Source organism: Hyphococcus aureus, from assembly GCF_042643165.1.
GTDB classification, from domain to species: Bacteria; Pseudomonadota; Alphaproteobacteria; order Caulobacterales; family Parvularculaceae; genus Hyphococcus; species Hyphococcus aureus.
In genome coordinates, this window is record NZ_JBHRSH010000001.1 from 1,331,296 (window position 1) to 1,348,926 (window position 17,631).

A 17,631-nucleotide genomic window follows, 5' to 3' on the forward strand; every position below is an offset into this window, starting at 1 on the left:
CGCTTAATCTGTGGACGGAAGATCGGCGATTTTGGCGCCGGCGATATGCGCCGCGCCTTCCTTCAGTTCAATCGGCGCCGTCAGTGTTCCGCCTGCTGCGATGGCAGCGAGGGTGAGCGTCGCCGCCGCTTTTTCCGCCTCTTCCGTGTTAAGGGCGCCAGCCTTGGCGAGAAGCTGGATAAATGGCGCGGGCGCAATGATTTCGGTCTTTAATGCGCCCTCTGGAGAGCCGTCAGCGTCGAGTTTCAACGTTCCCGTCGCGGCGAAGCGGCCTTCTTCGAGCTGCGCGAAAAGCCCGCCAATATGAAGCGCCCCGCCGGCCCGGCGCCAGGCGTCCGCATCGCTTATGGCGTAGCTCTCGCTTGCAGACAGGCTTGTCTGGAGCTTGTCGAGATTGATCTCGGTTCCGTTTGCATTGGTCCGAGCGTTAACAGCCATCAGGTTTATTGTGAGAACAGTCAGATCCGCTTCATCGGGCGCGAGATCCATGACCAGCTCGCCGATTGACGCTTCCGCGCCGTCTTGGTCTCGCGCCGCCGTTGCGCCGCCAATGCTCACCGCAGCCACCCAGTCGCGTTTTTTGTCATTGGCGACAGAGACGCGAAAATCCTCCGCAATGATGCGCCAGTCGCCATAATTTTTGAGTGACAGAGCCTGTTCGCTGCGCGTTGAGAAAATCAGTCGGTTGAGATCGTAAGGCAAGGCATCGATGGTCAGACGCTGTGTGCGCCAATCCCAAACGCGCGGCGCAGCGATATGTGGTTCTTCAATATGAAGGCGCAGGAAAAAGGGGAATCCATCCGCTCTCAGCGCGCCATGCGAAACCTCGAGACCCCTAGCGCGCTGATCGTCGACCCATAAGGTGACGGCCTTTTCCATTTCGCCTGCGCCGTAACGCCAGAGCATGAAATAAGCGACGAAGATGACCGCAGCGATTCCCCAGGGAATATAAAGCCAGCGTTGATGTGTCGATTTTCCGTCAGCCATCGGTCGGGATCTCCGCAGGGATGAGATCAGGTCGTCCGCCTTCAAGGCGGGCGGCAAGAACGCGCAGGAATTCTCTGCGGTCCAGCCCGGCGGGAATCGCCGGCAGGATGCGCATTGTGATGGCGCCCGGAATTTTTTCGCCGCCCGGATGGCGCCAGAAGCGCCCGCTATCATGGGCGACCGGCGTGCAAGGGGTTTCCATCGCGGTGTAAATCCCGGCCACACCGGGCTGAAGCGCCCTGGTTTCACCGGGCAGCGTGCGCGTGCCTTCGGGGAAGATGATGACTTGCTCGCCGGCCTCCGCCCGGGCTTTGACGGCGCGGGTCATAGCGCGAAGGGCTTTTGCGCCGCCCTTCCGGTCCACCGCAATGTTGCCGGCGCGCGAAGCCCACCAACCGTAAATCGGAATGGCTTTGAGCTCCTTTTTGAAAATCATCACCGGCTTTCGTGCAAGGGCGTAAAGCGCAATGGTCTCCCACATGGATTGATGATTGGCGGCGATGAGCGCGCCGCCTTGCGGCATGTTTTCGGCGCCCTCAACATTATAGGAAACGCCAGCGATCTGATGCAGCCCGAAAAGGGCGAGACGCGCCCATAGTTTTACGGTCGCCCGGGTTGCATCGCGCCCGAACATCATCACCGGCATGCAGACGACGCCCATCACGACGACAGTAACGACGAGATAGATCGAAAAGGCCGCTGAGCGGATGCGCCTTGCCATGCGGTTAGCGGTTGCCGACAGGGATCAACGCTTTCACACGCGCGAGAAGGAACTTTGTATATTCGCCCGCAAGTTTAAGAACCGCCTGAGACGATGCGGGACGGCCTTGATCGTCGAGATAGCCGGAGGCGACAGCGAAAGGAATAATCGTAGCGTCCGGCATACGCGCGCGCGTCACCGTAAGGGCGCGAGGCATGTGATAATCGGACGTCACCAGAATGATGTTGCTGTATTGATGCGACGCGGCCCAGGCGCTTAGTTCACCCGCATTCCCCTCGGTGCTGAGCGCATCGCGGCCGAGATCGACGCAGCAGTCAAATTGTTCTTTAGGCCCGACCCAGAATTCCGAAAGTCGCGCCGCTGAAGTGTCTGGGTGGACGCCGGAGATTAAAAGTCGTTCGCCGGCGCCGTCAGCGAAAATCGCCATGGCGGAGGAAATACGGGCGCCGCCGCCGCCCGTATAAACGGCGACACCTTCCACGGGGCTGGCCGCCGTGGCGCCGGGTTGGGGCAGGGCCGCGATGAAAAGGGCGAGCCCGCCCGCCCAAAGCAGCGCCAATCCGGTCAAAAAAGCAATCAGCCGTCTCACGCGAATCTTCTTCCACCTGCACCGCCCGAATGCCAGTTTAGCCGAAGGCGCGGCGGCGTGCCAGCGCCCCACCGTCGCGCCTGCCACAGTTTAATATTGCTGACTTAGAGTTTTTAATACTGTCAGGCGCGCTGTCACCGCCGTCACGAGGCAGGTGGCCACTGGCGCCGCCGCAAGCCAGAGGATCATCCAGCCGCCGAGCCGGAGCGAGGGCAGGAAATTGTCCGCCGCGCCGCCAGCGCGCATCGCGACGCCGGCCACAACCAGCGCGGTCAGCGCGGCGAAAAGACCAAGAAGCGCGCCGCGAAGACCGAGAATGAAAAATCGTCGCTGCACCTCTGCGGCGATGAAGCCGTCTGTCGCGCCGACCAGATGCAGCACCGAGACGATCTCATGGTTGGCGGCAAGACCGGCTCGCGCCGCGAAAATCGATATGGCGCAGGCTGCGCCCATTACCAGCAGGAAAACCCCAAAGGCCATGGCTTGCCCTGAGCGCGCTGCGCCGGACAGACGGTCATGCCAGCGCGCATGATCGTCAAGGCTTGCCGTCGGCGCCGCTGCGGCGATGCGATTGCGCAACAGGTCCAGATTGTCACGCAAAGACGGCGCGGCCTTCACTTCAATGATCGCCGGAATGTTGAGGAAAGACTGCGCATTGCCGTCGCCCAGCCACGGCTCCAGAAGCTCCGCCGTTTCTTCGCGGCTTTTTTCGGTCGCTTCGAGTACGCCTTCGGTGTCGCGCAGGACACGCAGCACCGCCTCAACGCTGCCCTCTATCTCTTGGGCGCTGGCGCCTTTGACCTGTACGGTGATTTCCGACCGCAGGGCGGAGGTCCATTCGCTGGCGGCGCGATTGACCATCAAAAGCGACGCCATCGCCAACACCGCGAGAAAGGACATGACCGCGATCACGGCGGTCAGGGGCGCGCCGGCGGCCCCCGCTTCGGGCAGCAGCGGCGCAGTCTGACGGCTAAACATCCTGCGCCGCGGAGCTTTTAGGGCAGCCGTTTCCTCTTTGGTGTCGCGCTCATCCGTCTGCGTCATATTACGCCGCGCCTCCTGCGCCAGCGCTACGGGTCACCCGGCCTTCACCAATTCTTAACACCGGTTTACCGATGGATTGCACGAGATGCAGGTCATGGGTTGCGACAATCACCGCAGCCCCGAGTTTGTTAAGTTCAACGAACAATTTCATAATGCGCTCGCCCATGGCCGGGTCGACATTGCCCGTCGGCTCGTCAGCGAGAATGAGATCAGGCTTGGAAACAAGCGCTCGGGCGAGCGCCACGCGCTGCTTTTCACCGCCGGAAAGCGTCGGCGGTTTGGCGTCCATGCGATCCCCCAAACCAACCCAATTTAAGAGTTCGCTTACGTCTTCCCGGTATTGGTTTTGGTTAACGCCTGCGACTTTCATGGGCAGCGCCACATTTTCATAGGCCGTGAGATGATCGAGGAGACGGAATTCCTGGAAGACGACGCCGATACGCCGGCGCAGCGCAGGCAACGCCTCGCGCGGGGCCTCGGTTGCGTTCTCTCCGAACAGGAAAAACCGGCCGCGCGTTGGTCTGTGGGCGAGATAGATCATTTTCAGAAGCGACGTCTTGCCGGCGCCCGACGGCCCTGTGAGAAAACGGAACTCGCCTTCGCGCAAGGTCATGGTGACGTCGCTCAGGGTTTCCGGCGCGTCCTCATAGGCGAGGCCCATTTCTTCAAACCTGACGATTTCCTTGCCGGCGTCCATGGCGATCCTGTTGCAGCGGTCGGGGGCGCGCCTTTCAGCGCGCCTGCTCACGGCGAACACATAAACGATTCTGGTCTCACATGATAATCACCTGTCCTGAATGCACCACTCGATATGATGTGGATGATGAGCGGTTTTCCCCAAATGGCCGCTCTGTGCGCTGTTCGTCCTGCGGCGAAAGCTGGTTTGTGCCGGCGCCGGAGCTGCTCGACATGGAGCCGCTGGACAAGCCCGTCGCGAAGAAAGCGGCCAAGCGCGCTGCTGACCAGGATGACGATGATAAGGACATCGAGGACGAGAAAGCCTCAGCCCGCGCCAAACGGCGCGTGGAGGCGGCTGAAGATGACCAAGAAGACGGGGATGAAGACGAGGATAGCCGCGCCGCGCGTCCCCGCATGAAAGTCGGCATCGCAGATGACGAGCCGGAAGAAGACGACGATCGCACAAGCGCCAAGCGCGCCAAGACCATCAAATCGGCAAAGCGTGACTGGCGCGAGGAAGAGGAGGAACGCGAAACAAAATCCGCCTCCAAGCGCAGCCGTAGCGCCCGCCGCCTCGCAGAGGAAGACGAGGATGACGACGATGATTCGCTTTTCACCTCGCCGGCGTCTCGTAAGGGCCGCGATCAGGAGGATGATGATGACGCGCCAGCCGGCAAAGGTTGGCGCAAGGGCCGTCAGTTCATCGTCGAGGAAGATGAGGAAGACGACCGTCGTCCGTTATTTTCTCGCAAACGCAAGGAAAAACCCGAAGAGCGCGAATCTCTGCGTTTTGCCGATGACGATGCGGAAGAAGACGAACAGGATCAGTATAACGCGGCTTATGTCGTCGACGCGGACTGGGAAGACGTGGATGAAGATGGCGGCGAACGCACGCGTGGGTTCGGACGAAAGATTCGCGCGGAACGGCGCCGGGCGACTGCACTGGCGCGGATGGAGGATGTGCGTCCGCTCAATCCTGAAGATCTCGATGAAGAATTTTTTGCAGCTCTGCGCGTAACGCCGCGTGAACTTGAGCGCGCTATTCGCAAGGCGCGCCGCCGCGCAGAATCGCGTGAGAAAAACCGCCTCACGCCGTTGCGCGTTGTCGGTTGGACGGCGTGGCTCGGTGTGGTTGCGGCGGTAGTTTATGGCGTTCTGGTCTATCGTGACGAGATCGTCAAAGTGGCGCCGAAAACGGCTGACGCCTATGCCGTGATTGGTATTGAAGCGAACCCCTATGGTCTCGCCATTGAAAATGTCCGCCACCGTCTCGCCATGTCCACCAACGGACCCACCATCGAGATTACCGGCAATCTGCGCAATGAATCGGACGGGCTGGTGGCGGCGCCGCTGCTCCAGGCCGAGGCATTGGGATCGCGCGGAGAATTGCTGGCGCGCTGGACATTCTCGGCTAATCAGAGCGACGTGGCGGAAGGCGAAATGGTTGATTTCATCACCCGTGCGCCGGCGCCTGAAGGGGTCGCAGAAGTGGCGCTTTCCTTCGCGCCGGAAAAGAGCGTTCTTGAATCGCTGATTCCCGGCAAAGGCGAATAACCGCCGCTTTCAAGGCATAATACAGCAGCTATTCAGTAGATCGGCGTCTGGCGTGGCGGCCGAAATGATTCTATGAGCCTCCCAACGGTGAAGACGGCGGGATGGACTGACAATGCGCACGCTTTTTACGGAAGATGAAATCGCCCAGCGGATCGATGCGATGGCGGCGGAAATGGCGCGCGACCTTCCGAAGGACTTCCTTCTCGCGCCGGTTCTGACCGGCGCTTTCATCTTTGCGGCGGATCTCTTGCGCGCGCTGTACCGACACGGCGCCGATCCGCATGTGGATTTTGTGCAGCTGTCCTCTTATGGCGGGGCACGCGCATCGTCAGGCGTTGTCACCCTGCTCAAGGATTTCTCGGTTGATATCAAAGGCCGGACTGTGTTGCTCGTCGATGACGTCCTTGACACCGGGCGTTCGCTGCATTTCGGCAAAGGCATGATTGAGGATCGCGGCGCCAAAGACGTGAAGCTTTGTGTCTTTGTGAAGAAACTCACCGGCCACGCCGAGGACCTTAAATGCGACTATATCGGGTTTGAGGCGCAGGCGGATGATTTCCTCGTCGGCTACGGCATGGATGACGATGGCCGCAAACGCGGGCTGCCGCTCCTCGGGTCCGCCAATTAGGCGAATTTATTGCGTTGCGGCGTCACTGCCTTCTTTCTCTTCGGAACCTATCACGGTCGCGTGTGTTTCAACAGAACACATGAACGCCGATCGACCGGAATCGGCGAAGGAGAGAAAACAATGCATGGAATTATTTATCTTGTAGGGCTTGTCGTTGTCGTAATGGCCATTCTGTCGTTCTTAGGGCTTTAAGGTCATGAGCAGCACGGAAAAAATTGGCGTCGTCGTATCCGACGATGAAGGAAGCGCTCATTCCTATATGGAGTGGGGCGCTGTTTTCGCCGGGGCATTTGTCGCTTCGGCAATCTCACTTGTGCTTTTTGCTTTTGGCGGCGGCGTTGGGCTTTCCGTCTCGTCTCCCTTTCCGGGGCAGGGCGCGGAAGCGGACACGCTTAGCTACATTACCATGGCATGGGTGCTTTTCGTTATGATCTTCAGCTTCCTCGCTGGCGGCTATATCGCCGGCAGATTGCGCCGGCCCGTTATCGGCGCAACGGCGGATTCTGTTGAGTTTCGCGACGGCGTTCACGGGCTTGTCGTTTGGGCGACGGGCTTGCTGATCGGCGCTGCATTGTCGGCTCATATGGCCGCCGGCGCCGCCAGTCTTGGTGCGAATGTCATGACGGATAATGATGCGGATGCTGCGATCATGTTGCGTGGCGGCGACGCCGACGCCGGTGACCGCGCGACGATTGCGGCAGTGCTTGCGCGCGCGGGCGCGGACGGTGAATTGTCTGGAAATGACAAACAAGCTGCGGCTGAAGTTATTGCAGACAACACTGATCTCACCGAAGGCGAAGCGCGCACGCGCGTCGATCAGTGGGAAACGACAACACGCGAAGCAGCAGATAGAGCTCGTAAAGTCGGCGCCATCAGCGCGTTTCTGTTGGGCGCCAGCGCGCTCGTTGCAGCAGCCGGCGCTTATTTCGCTGGCGGCATTGGCGGTCGTCACCGCGATGCGAATGCGCCGTTCCCCTGGACCCGCGCCAGAGCGTAACGGCTCTCGACACTGAGATATAAACGGCGCGCTTTCGGGCGCGCCGTTTTTTTTGGCGTGCCGTTCTAAAACCGCTCGAGTAACCGCTCCAGATAGTCGACCTCATCTTCGTCGCGACCGGGTTCGCCAAGCCGCCGGCGCAATTCCTCGATCACGGCGCGGGTGCGTCCCGCTTCGCTTTCGCCGGGCACGTCAACGCCTTCGCCCGCAATGTCGCCGGCCGGGCGGCCGAGCGGGTCGGCGCCGCGGCCGTCCCGTTGTCCTTCGCCGCCGCCTTGTTCTCCCTGCGCCTGGCGCATCTGTTCGCGGGCGAGCGCTTCGGCGCCGTCGCGCAAATTGGCGATTGCGCGCTCCATGGCGTCTCCGGCGGCGCCGAAATCATCGCCGGCCAGCGCGCCTTCGGCCTCGCGCATGGCGCTGCGCGCGCGGCCAAGGGCGCGTCCCGCATCACCGCTTGGGTCGGCTTCGCTGTCCCCTTCAAGCGCATCCATCAGCGCGTCGAGATCGCCGCCAAGCCCGCCTTCGCGCGACGCCAGATCGTCGCCATTGAGGTTGCCTTCGCGCCGTCGCTCAAAAGCCTCATCGGCGAGTTCGCGCTGGCGGCCGATCAGTTCGCCTGCGGCGCCGGCCGCGCCGCCGCGTTCGCCTTGGCCGCTCTGGCCTTGCCCGCTTTGGCCTTCTCCATTTTGTCCGGCGCCGCCCTGAGAGAGGCGCAGATTGTTCAGCATGTTTTCCAGATCGGAGAGCATTTGCCGCGCGGCGTTATTGGCGCCTTGTTGCGAAAGGTCTCGGATCGAATCGAGCATGTCGTCGAGATCCGATTGATCGAGTTGCTGGGCGTTTTGCGACGCCTCCTCCATCGGCTGCCCCGATTGCGCGAGCGCCGTCAGATAATCATTCATGGCCTGACGCAACTCTTCGACCAGCCGTTCGATCTCCTCGTCGCTGGCGCCGCGTTCGAGCGCCTGCCGCAAGGCCTCGCGCGCCGCCTCAAGACGCTGACGCGCAAGCTCCAGCGCTTCGTCTTCCAGTTGCAGGGCGAGGGGCCAGAATTTTTCAACGGCGTCTTCATAGCCGTCGCCATTGCGGCGCATCACCCGCCAAAAGGCGGAGCGCAGCATGAGATAATGCGTGGGCTTTTCTTCGTAGAAAATATCGGGCGCCATTGTGATGGCGTCGAATGACCGCGCGGCGCGGCGCCAGTCTTCCGCCGAGACGGCGAGCGTCTGGCGCTGTTCGATGACCGCTTTCGCCACCGGGTTATAAAACATCCGTGTCGGGAGAATGACCGCGACTTCGCCGGTGTCGCCTTCCTGTCCGGCGCCGTCGCGGGCGACGACTTTCGCCAGCACTTGAAGCCCCGCCCACGGATCGGCCTGCAGATCGAGGGTCGCCGAGCGCTCTCCGCTTACGCCCCTGACGCCGTCAATGGGGATGGTGCGGGTTTCCCCCAGCGCGGTTTTGTCGAGCAGCGACGAATCCAGCGGACGCTCCTGATCGGGGTCAAGACGCATCACGAGCCAGGCGTCGGCGACGCCGTAATCATCCTCGATGGAGACGGTGAAATCGACGCGGGCGTCGTCGGTGCGCGCCGGAGGCTCGACGAAGGTGACGGTCGGCGTGGCGTCGGCGAGAACGCCGATCGGCCAGCGGCCTTCCTTTGCGCCGAGCCTGAGCCGCAACAAACCGCTTTCGCCGATGGCGATCTCTGCGCGCGCGGCCTGCCTGTCGCGATCAAAGGCGGCGCGTTTGGTTTCATTCTCTGTCTGATAGGTCAGGCGGACGCGTCCGCCGCCATTGACCTGCGCTTTCAGGACGGAGCCTTCGGGCGCATCAATCTGATCGGCGCCGGCGGGCATGGGCTGGCCCGCGCGCAAAAGATAGATCGGCGCCCGGCCGGCATAGGCGGGCGGCTCGATCCATAAATCGGCGACCAGTTTTCCGGCGCCCGCATGGGCCTGCGGATCGAAACCGAGCGCAAGCCGCGACAGCGTATCCTTGCCGCTGGCGACAAAGCCGATGGCGAGAAGCCCGAGGGCGATAAAGCGCAGGCCCCACGGATCGCGACCGCCGGCGGTGTCGCGCGCACGGTTCAGCCGCGCCGCGCGCGCTCGCTCCGCGCTCGCTTCCAGATGCGCGCGCCATAATGGCGACGCCTGATCGTCCGCGCTGAACGGCCGGTCATCCATGGCTTGCAAGGCGGCGTGGTCCACATGGCCGTCTTCTTCAAGACGCGCCTGCGCCTCGCGCCGCGAGGGAAACCGCACGCCTTTCAGGCCGTCATAGAGGAGGCCGGCGAACGCGGCGCCGCCAATCACTAGAATGCCCCAATGCAGGAAAGGCGGGATCAGTTTCCAGAGATCGCAAAGGCTGATGAAGACGAAAACGGACGGGACCGCCAAAGCGGGCAGGACCGCCGGCCACAGCCTTTCCCAAAAGAGGACAAGCCGGGCGGCGAAAATCGCCCCCGCGCCCGGGATGCGCCGACGCTTCGGGGCCCTGGAGCCTTTGCCGTCAGGCGTTTCAGGTGCCGGGCCGGCAGGTTTTTCCGGCTGTGTCACGCTGGTGGTCATACTTCTTGCACAATAGCTCTTGAAGTTGCATTCGTCGACGCCGCTTCACCTTAAAGCTTTCTCAGTCTGGCGCATCGCTGGCGAAAACAGGTTAACAAAAACGGGAGATCAGGTTGGTTTTTACGCTCACCTCATCGAAGCGCCGTCAGCAATTGGGGGAAGACGCGCGCCGCTCCCGCGCCTCGGTCTGGCTGACCGCCGCCGCCTGGGTCCTTGTGGGGATCTACAACATCGTTGGCGTCACCGATATTATCTCCACCGTGATTGCGATCGAAAGCGGGGCTGGCGTCGAAGCCAACCCTTTCGTCAGTTCGATGATGGTGCATGCCGGCGATGGCTGGATCATCGCCAAGCTCGGGCTTCAGGGGCTGATCAGCTTCATGGTGCTGTGGTTCCCGCACTGGATCGTGTTGTTCTTCTTCGCTGTCGCGACGACTGGCAATGCGCTGATCGTTTACAACAACTTTTCCATCGCCGGACTGATCTAGCGTTTTTGCGACTATGGCCGGGATTGATCTGTGCGGCATGTCCGTGCTCCTGATGTGAGCCATCGAGTGAGCAGGGAAGATAACCCCGCAGCGCAGGTGGGGGATAACTCTTCACCAACACTCAAAAAACAGCCCGAATTCATCAGAAGTGATGAATTTTCGTCGCGGCGATTCCCGCTATCGGGGTAAAAGTGTAATGCAGGAAGAAACGCTTAGAGCCAGTCAGGCGTGTCTTCGAGCGCGATCATTTCCTCAAAGCTCGGGCGGCGGCGAATGACGGCGTAACGCTCGCCGCTTACAAGCACTTCCGGGATTAATGGCCGCGTATTGTATTGCGACGCCTGCACCGCGCCATAGGCGCCGGCGGACATGATCGCGGCGAGGTCGCCCGGCTTCATTTCCGGCATGGCGCGCTGTTTCGCGAAGAAGTCGCTCGACTCACAGACCGGGCCGACGACGTCATAGGTTGTTTGCGCCGCGTCTTCGTTTTTGATGACGGGAATAATGTCGTGATGGGCGTCGTAAAGCGCCGGGCGAATAAGATCGTTCATCGCTGCGTCTACGATCAGGAATTTGCGCGCCACGCCTTCTTTCACAAAAACGACGCGCGTCACCAGAATGCCGGCATTGCCCGCGATCATCCGCCCGGGCTCGAAGATCAGCCTCACATCCAGCGGCGCGGTGAGTTTTTTGATCAGCGCGGCATAGGCGTCGGGATGGGGCGGCGCCGCCGTATTGCCGTAGGGAATGCCAAGCCCGCCGCCTACATCAAGGCGCTCTATAGTGCACCCGTCGGCGCGCAAATCACTGATCAGCCCGGCGGTCTTGCTGAACGCCGCTTCGAAGGGCGCGAGATCGGCGATCTGCGATCCGATATGAAGATCGACGCCGGTGACATCGATCCCTTTCATGTCGCGCGCCTGCGCATAAAGTCCGCGAGCCTCTTCCCACGCGACGCCGAACTTGTCTTCCTTGCGGCCGGTGGAGATTTTGTCATGCCCGCCCGCGGCCACATCGGGATTGACGCGCAAGGCGACTGGCGCGCGCTTGTTTAACGAAAGCGCCAGCGTGTTCAGCGCGTCTAGCTCCGGCGCCGATTCCACATTGAACTGATAGATCCCGGCGTCGAGCGCCGCTTTCATTTCGTCGCGGGTTTTGCCGACGCCGGAAAAAACGATTTTCTCAGGTGCGATCCCGGCTTTTAACGCACGCTGCAATTCGCCGCCCGAAACAACATCGGCGCCGGCGCCCTCGCTGGCGAGAATTTTCAGCACCGCGAGGTTGGAGTTCGCCTTAACCGAAAAAGCGACCAGCGGATCGGCGCCCGCAAACGCTTTTTGAAAAACCTGCATGTGACGGCGCAGGGTCGCTTCGGAATAGACGTAAAAAGGCGCGCCGACCGCATCGGCAAGCGCCGTTACGTCGACATCCTCCGCATAAAGACGGCCGTCGCGGTAATCGAAATGGTGCAAGGCGCGTCTACCCTATCAGGGATTGTTGTTCGGGCTTTTCCGGCGCACGCAGGGGCGCCTTCTTGCCGCAAGCGGAGACAGCGAAAGAAAGAGCGAGAATGAGCAACAGGGCGCGCATAGGGCTACTCCTTTTTCAGCGCGGCGATCCAGCGCTGCGCTTCACGCTTAACATTGTCCGGCGCGGTTCCGCCATAGGCTTTGCGTGACGCGGCGGAGGCTTCCACCGACAAGACGTTGAAAATATCGTCCGTGATTTTCGGCTCGACTTTTTGCATGTCGGCGAGCGCAAGCTGGTCGAGGCGTTTGCCCGACTGCTCTGCGACCGCGACGATGCGGCCGGTGACATGGTGCGCGTCGCGGAAGGGCAGGCCAAGTTCGCGCACCAGCCAGTCGGCGATATCCGTAGCCGTGGAAAAACCCCGCGCCGCCGCTTCTTTCATGGCGTCGCGATTGGGGTTGATGTCGCGGATCATGCCAGTCATAGCGGAAAGGGCGAGGGCGAGGGCGTCGACCGCCTCGAAAGTCGCGGCTTTATCTTCCTGCAAATCCTTGGCGTAGGCGAGCGGCAGGGCCTTCATGACGGTCAACAGCGAATTGAGCGAGCCGGTGATGCGGCCGGTCTTCGCGCGCACGAGTTCCGCCGCGTCCGGATTGCGTTTTTGCGGCATGATCGAGGAACCGGTGGAGAAGGCGTCGGTCAGTGAGGCGAAACCGAATTGCGGCGAGGTCCACAACACAATCTCTTCGGCGAGGCGCGAGAGATGCGTCGCCGCGATCGCCGCCGCTGACAACATCTCCAGCGCGAAGTCGCGCGAGGAGACCCCGTCGAGCGAATTGGCGCAGGGGCGGTCGAAACCGAGCGCGTCGGCGGTGGTCTCCCGATTGATGGGGAAGGGCGTTCCGGCGAGCGCCGCCGAGCCGAGCGGGCACTCATTCATTCGCTCGCGCGCATCCATGAAGCGGCCCGCGTCACGGGAGAACATTTCCACATAGGCGAGGAGGTGATGACCGAAGGTCACCGGCTGCGCCGTCTGCAAATGGGTGAAGCCCGGCATGATTGCGTCGGCGTTGTCGAGCGCGCGGTCGGCGAGCGCAGCCATCAGATCGCCAATCCCGGCCGCGGCGTCTTCACAGGCGCTGCGGCACCACAGGCGGAAATCCGTCGCCACCTGATCGTTGCGCGAGCGCGCGGTGTGGAGCCGTCCGGCGGGCTCGCCGATGATCTCTTTCAGGCGCGCCTCGACATTCATGTGAATGTCTTCGAGCGCTTTGGAGAACTTGAATGTCCCGGCCTCGATCTCGCCAGCGACCTGATCGAGCCCCTTCAGGATCGCCCCGGCGTCGGCGCGGGAAATGATCCCGGCCTCGGCCAGCATCGCCGCATGGGCCTTCGATCCGGCGATGTCCTCGCGCCAGAGCCGCTTGTCGATATCGATGGAGGCGTTGATCGCCTCCATGATTTCCGCCGGGCCTTGCGAAAATCTGCCGCCCCACATTTGGTTTTCGGACTGTTCGGTTCTATCTGACATAATTCAATTAGAGGTTCTTGCAGGCTTAGGAGCGTTACAGGTGTCGTCTTTACTCAAACAGCCGCGTTTCTGGTTGCTCGTCTGGGGCGGTCTCGGCGCGGCGTTCCTCCTCTACGTCATCGTGAGCGCAAGTGTAAGCCCAAAGGGCGATCGCAAGGCGTCGGCGCTTGATCGCGACCAGTCGCTCCTGACCGGCGAGATGGCCGATTTCGTCTATACTTTTCCGCCGCGCGGCGCGCCTGACGTGCCGTTTCTCTATGAGGGCGAGGAAATGACGCTGGCGAGTTTTCGTGGGCGCGCTGTCCTGGTCAATTTCTGGGCGACGACCTGCGCGCCCTGCCTCGTGGAGCTTCCGTCGCTCGATGCGCTGGAAGGCGACCTTGGCGGCGCGCGCTTTGAAGTGGTGGCGGTCGCCGCCGATCCGCGCGGTCCTGAGACCGCGCAGGCCTTTCTCGACCGGCTGGAGATTAAAAATCTGAAACTCTACGCCGATCCCAGAATGACCTTTGCGTTCTCGGCGGGCGGCGCCGATATTTTGCCCACCAGCATTCTCTATAGCGCCAGAGGCGAGGAAATCGGCCGGATTGTCGGAGAGGTCGACTGGTCCGCCCCGGAAACGCGGCGTCTGATCGAATCTGTCCTGCCCTGAACCTAGGATTGGCGACCCAACCCCGATATAGGGAAGCCGCGAAATTCATTTGCGGGGGCCGCTGCTGCCGGGCGCAGAGCGGGCTGTAACGTCGAGGGAGACGATTTCATGAAATTATCCAACATCCTGCTGGCCGGCGTTGCGGCGCTGGCGCTTGTGTCCTGTGGAAAAAAAGACAACGCCGCCGACGCGCCGAAATCAGAAACGAGCGAGCAGGCGGCAAAAGCAGACGCCGGCTCTCCTCTCGACAAGCGCTTCAGCCTGAAAGGCGCAGAAGCGGTCGATCTCGATGCGCTTTTTTCGCTGATGCCCGAAGGAGAGCGGCCGACTTATGAAACGTCGCGCTTTGACGACAAGCTCGGCGCGACGGTCGTGGAAAATCTTCGTTTTGCCGATGCGGATGACGGCGAAGCGGTCACGGTCGCCCGCGCTGAATTTTACGGCGTCGATCTGGACGCGATCAACCGTGTGCGCGACGCCGAAGACGCCGGCCCAGACGCCGCATTCGAAACCATCTTTCAGAAAGTGCGGTTCTTTGACGTCACCTCTGAGGGTCATGAAAATGAAGAAGCCTCCGCCGCGCTCAATATCGGCGGCGTTGAGTTCGATCAGCTTCAGATTCGTCAGGGCGGGATTGAAAGCGACGGCGTAGGGGAGGAAGGCGCGCGCTTTTTCAACGCCGTCAATCTCGCCGGGCTCTATTTCAAGGACATGAAGTTCGTGACCGATACGCAAGAGGCCCCAACGGTCGCCTTTTCGGCGCCGGATCTGCGCTTCGTGGGGATGGGCGGCGGACGCGTCAATGCGATTATCGCTAATGATCTTTCCTATGACATGAACCAAAGCGCCGAGTCGCTCGCCGCCATGCGCGAGGCCATGGGCCCGCAGGCCGCGATTTTCATGTCAGGGCCGCTCGCCGGCATTGTCGCGCCGGAAAGTCAGGAAGTTGCCATGGAACGCCTTGAATGGCGGGACATCGACTTCTCAGGCCTTCTCGCCTGGGGCCTGAAAGATGAAAAGCCGCCGGTGACAGAGAAGAACCTCATGGATCTTGGAACCATGAAGGCGACGAAAATGGAAAGCCGCGTCAATGGCAAGCTCGCCGCCACGGTTGAGGAGGCGACCCTTTCCGCAGCGGAATTCACCTGGATGATCCCGTCGAATATTCGCGCCGACACCAAGGGCGCTGTTTACGACTTCACCGCCTATGTTCCGGAGACGGACGAAGCCGCGCTGAAAGTGCTCAAGGATAATGGCCTCGACAAGGTCAAAGGTGACGGCAGCGCCAGCTGGTTGTGGAATGAAAAAAGCGGCGCCGCGGATTTCAGCTATGACGCCACGCTGGACAAGGTTGCGAGTTTCAGCGCAAACGGCGCCTTTTCCAATCTGAAGCTTGATGAAATTGCGACTGCTATGGAAGAGGGCGACGATGACGCCGTCTTGTCGAAAGGCGCGTTCAGGAATTTTTCTCTCAAGATTGAGGATGAAAAAGCGCTGGATGCGATCTTTGCGCTAGCGGCCTTGCAAATGGGCGGCACGGGCGAGGATCTGCGCATGTCGGCGCCGGCCATGATCCGCCTTTCCGGTGGGCAGTTGGCGCAGATGAATCCCGTCATGTCAGATTATGTGAATGCGCTGGCGGATTTTGTAGCCAAGGGCGGATCGCTTGAAATCGCTGCAAAACCGGCGGAGCCAGTCTCGTTCATGTCCTTGCAGGCGGCAAGCGCGACAGCGCCGCAAACTGTTCCCGATGTGATCGGTCTGACCGTGACGCACAAGGAATAAACGGCTAAGCTTTTCCCGGCGCTTGGCCATGGTGGGACGGGCGCGCCGCCGACAGGGCCCTGATGATAAACCGTCAGGGTGGTGGTGAAGCCGCGCTGCGGCGGAAGGGGGAAGATTATGCCGACATTCAAACTGACGCCTAGGCCCGCGAAGGCGCTAAGAAATCTGTTCTGCGCTTCCGTTGCGGCGTTCGCGCTCCATGCTTGCGCGAGCGCGCCATCAACTTTGACTGCAGATGATCTTCTTTCAGCGCCTTATGCGCTGCGCGGCGGCGAGGCTTTCGATGTGGACCGGATGTTCGCCGCGATGCCGGACTGGCTCAGCGTCGAACATGGGGCGGCAAGTTTTGACGCCGGTCTCGGCGCGATGGTGGTGAGCGATGTTCGTTTTGCGCTTGCTGGCGCGCCTGACGCGGGGTTGCGCGCCGAACGCGCTGTGATCTGGGGTGCCGACCCGGCGGCGATGGAAGCGGTTTTTTCCGGCGCAGGGAGCTTCACCGACATGACGCCTTTGTTCGATCGAATGTCACTTGAGAATGTGACGTCGGAAGGCGTGCAGTGGGAAGCGGGCGCGGAAAACGCATCGCTTTCCCTGCAAAAACTTGTCATCGATGGGCTTGCCGCAAAGTCGTATGCGCTGGCGGCGAAGCCCGGCGCTAATGACGGCGCCGGCGTGCTTCGTAATATCGCCGCGATCATGGGCTCCTTTGCTTATGACGGCGTCGCCTATTCCGATTTTTCCGTAAAACTTAATAATAGTCTTGGCGACAAGGTCGCGATCAATGTCGCAGAAGCGTTTTCGCGCGGATATAGCGCCGGCGACACAGAGTATCAAAGCCTCAACGGCTTTTCGATGTCGGTTGATGCTTTTGGCGGTCAGCCTCTTGTTGAAGTTTCAGACTCCAGCAAACCGCAAAAAGCCGCCGAGAAAAATCCTTACGCAAAAATTCTCAACCGGCCCCCGGCGGAGACGGCGCGCGAGATTGTGCGTCACCCGACGGCGTTCCTGGCCGCCGCGGCGGGCGGAGGCGCGCTCTCTTACGAGATCGATAGCGCCGAGGCGCGCAATATCAGCGTTTCCAAAGCGCTGGCCTGGCTTGCGAAATGGGAGTTGCCGCCGATTACCGAAACCGATCTGATCGATCTCGGTCAACAGACCATGACCGGCTATCGTCAGATCTGGAACGGCCAGCCATTCTATACGGTTGATTACGCCAGCATCAGCGCGGCGGATTTCTACTGGCTTGTGCCCTCGCATTATGAAGTCACCTATAGGGGCGCCGCCTATGACATGGGCGTAGCGATGGAACAGGCTCGTCACAGCATGGGACCGGGCATGGCGACCGAGGCAGCGCCGCAATTTGAACAGATGGCGCAAACCCTTGCGGCGCTCGGCCTGGAGAAGATCGCCGGCGACGGAGATCTTTCCTGGCGCTGGAATGGCGAGACAGGCGACGCGGCTGTCACCACAAGCGCCGACATTATCGACAATTTTTTGCTCGCCTATGGGGTCAATGTCGGCGGGCCGTCGCTGTTCGAATGGGATGCTATGGCGCGCGATGAAACGCTGGCGAAGGACGCCGTCGGCGGCATGACGCTGCAAGGCGCCGATCTTGTCTTCACCGACAACGGTTTTGTTGATCGCGCCTTTGCTTTCGCCGCCGCGCAGAACGGCGCGGGATCGGGCGAAGAGTTGCGGCAGGCCGTCTCGGGCATGGTGAGGGTTTCAGGCCTTCAAGCGGGTCAAATGAATCCGCGCCTGACGGGTTATGCGAAAGCCATCGCTGATTTTCTCGACAATGGCGGAACGATTTCGGTGAGCGCCGATCCGGCGGCGCCGGTGGAATTGATGCAGGTGCAGACGGCGGCGCAAACGGCGCCGCAGACCTTGCCCGATCTTCTCAACATCACCGTGACGCACACGCCGGAGTAAAAACC

At 61.2% G+C, this 17,631-nt stretch carries 16 protein-coding genes; 7 read left to right on the forward strand and 9 right to left on the reverse strand.

The window, feature by feature from the left end; genetic code table 11:
• Positions 1-3 precede the first annotated feature (3 nt).
• The 5 genes from ACFOOP_RS06475 to ftsE form a co-directional block, all read right to left on the reverse strand.
• Complete coding sequence (locus ACFOOP_RS06475; RefSeq protein ID WP_379880057.1) at positions 4-987, reverse strand: DUF2125 domain-containing protein; 984 nt, start codon at positions 985-987, stop codon at positions 4-6.
• A complete protein-coding gene (locus ACFOOP_RS06480; RefSeq protein ID WP_379880058.1) occupies positions 980-1,708 on the reverse strand; it encodes a lysophospholipid acyltransferase family protein in 729 nt (242 codons plus the stop codon). The genes ACFOOP_RS06475 and ACFOOP_RS06480 overlap by 8 nt, the downstream gene beginning before the upstream one ends.
• Positions 1,709-1,712: 4 nt before the next feature.
• Positions 1,713-2,297: a YdcF family protein gene (locus ACFOOP_RS06485; RefSeq protein WP_379880059.1), complete on the reverse strand. Its 585-nt coding sequence runs from the start codon at positions 2,295-2,297 to the stop codon at positions 1,713-1,715.
• A gap of 90 nt (positions 2,298-2,387) precedes the next feature.
• On the reverse strand, positions 2,388-3,341 hold the full coding sequence (locus ACFOOP_RS06490) for a cell division protein FtsX (protein WP_379880060.1): 954 nt from the start codon (positions 3,339-3,341) through the stop codon (positions 2,388-2,390).
• Position 3,342: 1 nt separating this feature from the next.
• The gene (gene ftsE / locus ACFOOP_RS06495) at positions 3,343-4,038 is read right to left on the reverse strand and encodes a cell division ATP-binding protein FtsE (RefSeq protein ID WP_379880061.1); all 696 of its coding nucleotides are present in this window, start codon (positions 4,036-4,038) and stop codon (positions 3,343-3,345) included.
• 80 nt (positions 4,039-4,118) lie between these two features.
• Here ftsE and ACFOOP_RS06500 point away from each other — a divergent pair, with 80 nt between their 5' ends.
• The 3 genes from ACFOOP_RS06500 (at position 4,119) to ACFOOP_RS06510 (ending at position 7,198) form a co-directional block, all read left to right on the forward strand.
• Positions 4,119-5,573: a zinc-ribbon domain-containing protein gene (locus ACFOOP_RS06500; protein ID WP_379880062.1), complete on the forward strand. Its 1,455-nt coding sequence runs from the start codon at positions 4,119-4,121 to the stop codon at positions 5,571-5,573.
• Between the two features lie 112 nt (positions 5,574-5,685).
• Positions 5,686-6,201: a phosphoribosyltransferase gene (locus tag ACFOOP_RS06505; protein ID WP_379880063.1), complete on the forward strand. Its 516-nt coding sequence runs from the start codon at positions 5,686-5,688 to the stop codon at positions 6,199-6,201.
• 196 nt (positions 6,202-6,397) lie between these two features.
• On the forward strand, positions 6,398-7,198 hold the full coding sequence (locus tag ACFOOP_RS06510; protein WP_379880065.1) for a hypothetical protein: 801 nt from the start codon (positions 6,398-6,400) through the stop codon (positions 7,196-7,198).
• 65 nt (positions 7,199-7,263) lie between these two features.
• Here ACFOOP_RS06510 and ACFOOP_RS06515 read toward each other — a convergent pair whose 3' ends face one another.
• Positions 7,264-9,771 (reverse strand): DUF4175 domain-containing protein, encoded by a 2,508-nt coding sequence (locus ACFOOP_RS06515; RefSeq protein WP_379880066.1) that lies wholly within the window; start codon positions 9,769-9,771, stop codon positions 7,264-7,266.
• A 113-nt stretch (positions 9,772-9,884) separates the two neighbouring features.
• Between ACFOOP_RS06515 and ACFOOP_RS06520 the strand changes: the two genes are divergently transcribed.
• Complete coding sequence (locus ACFOOP_RS06520) at positions 9,885-10,259, forward strand: DUF5658 family protein (protein ID WP_379880067.1); 375 nt, start codon at positions 9,885-9,887, stop codon at positions 10,257-10,259.
• Between the two features lie 212 nt (positions 10,260-10,471).
• On the opposite strand, the gene lysA is transcribed toward ACFOOP_RS06520, so the two are convergent.
• Genes lysA through argH form a run of 3 tightly spaced genes read right to left on the reverse strand, consistent with a single transcriptional unit; the run spans position 10,472 to position 13,260 of the window.
• Complete coding sequence (lysA, locus tag ACFOOP_RS06525; protein ID WP_379880068.1) at positions 10,472-11,731, reverse strand: diaminopimelate decarboxylase; 1,260 nt, start codon at positions 11,729-11,731, stop codon at positions 10,472-10,474.
• A 7-nt stretch (positions 11,732-11,738) separates the two neighbouring features.
• Positions 11,739-11,849, reverse strand: a complete 111-nt coding sequence (lptM, locus tag ACFOOP_RS19885; protein ID WP_434056907.1) for an LPS translocon maturation chaperone LptM — start codon at positions 11,847-11,849, stop codon at positions 11,739-11,741.
• Between the two features lie 4 nt (positions 11,850-11,853).
• Positions 11,854-13,260 carry an argininosuccinate lyase gene (argH, locus tag ACFOOP_RS06530; RefSeq protein ID WP_379880069.1) on the reverse strand — a complete coding sequence of 469 codons (1,407 nt, stop codon included), beginning with the start codon at positions 13,258-13,260 and terminating at the stop codon, positions 11,854-11,856.
• Positions 13,261-13,300: 40 nt separating this feature from the next.
• On the opposite strand from argH, the gene ACFOOP_RS06535 reads away from it, so the two are divergent.
• From ACFOOP_RS06535 to ACFOOP_RS06545, 3 genes are all read left to right on the forward strand, one after another.
• On the forward strand, positions 13,301-13,909 hold the full coding sequence (locus ACFOOP_RS06535) for a TlpA family protein disulfide reductase (RefSeq protein WP_379880070.1): 609 nt from the start codon (positions 13,301-13,303) through the stop codon (positions 13,907-13,909).
• A gap of 108 nt (positions 13,910-14,017) precedes the next feature.
• The gene (locus ACFOOP_RS06540; RefSeq protein WP_379880072.1) at positions 14,018-15,694 is read left to right on the forward strand and encodes an aq_1923 C-terminal domain; all 1,677 of its coding nucleotides are present in this window, start codon (positions 14,018-14,020) and stop codon (positions 15,692-15,694) included.
• A gap of 117 nt (positions 15,695-15,811) precedes the next feature.
• Entirely contained in the window at positions 15,812-17,626 is a 1,815-nt protein-coding gene (locus ACFOOP_RS06545) for an aq_1923 C-terminal domain (protein ID WP_379880074.1), read from the forward strand.
• Positions 17,627-17,631: the final 5 nt, after the last annotated feature.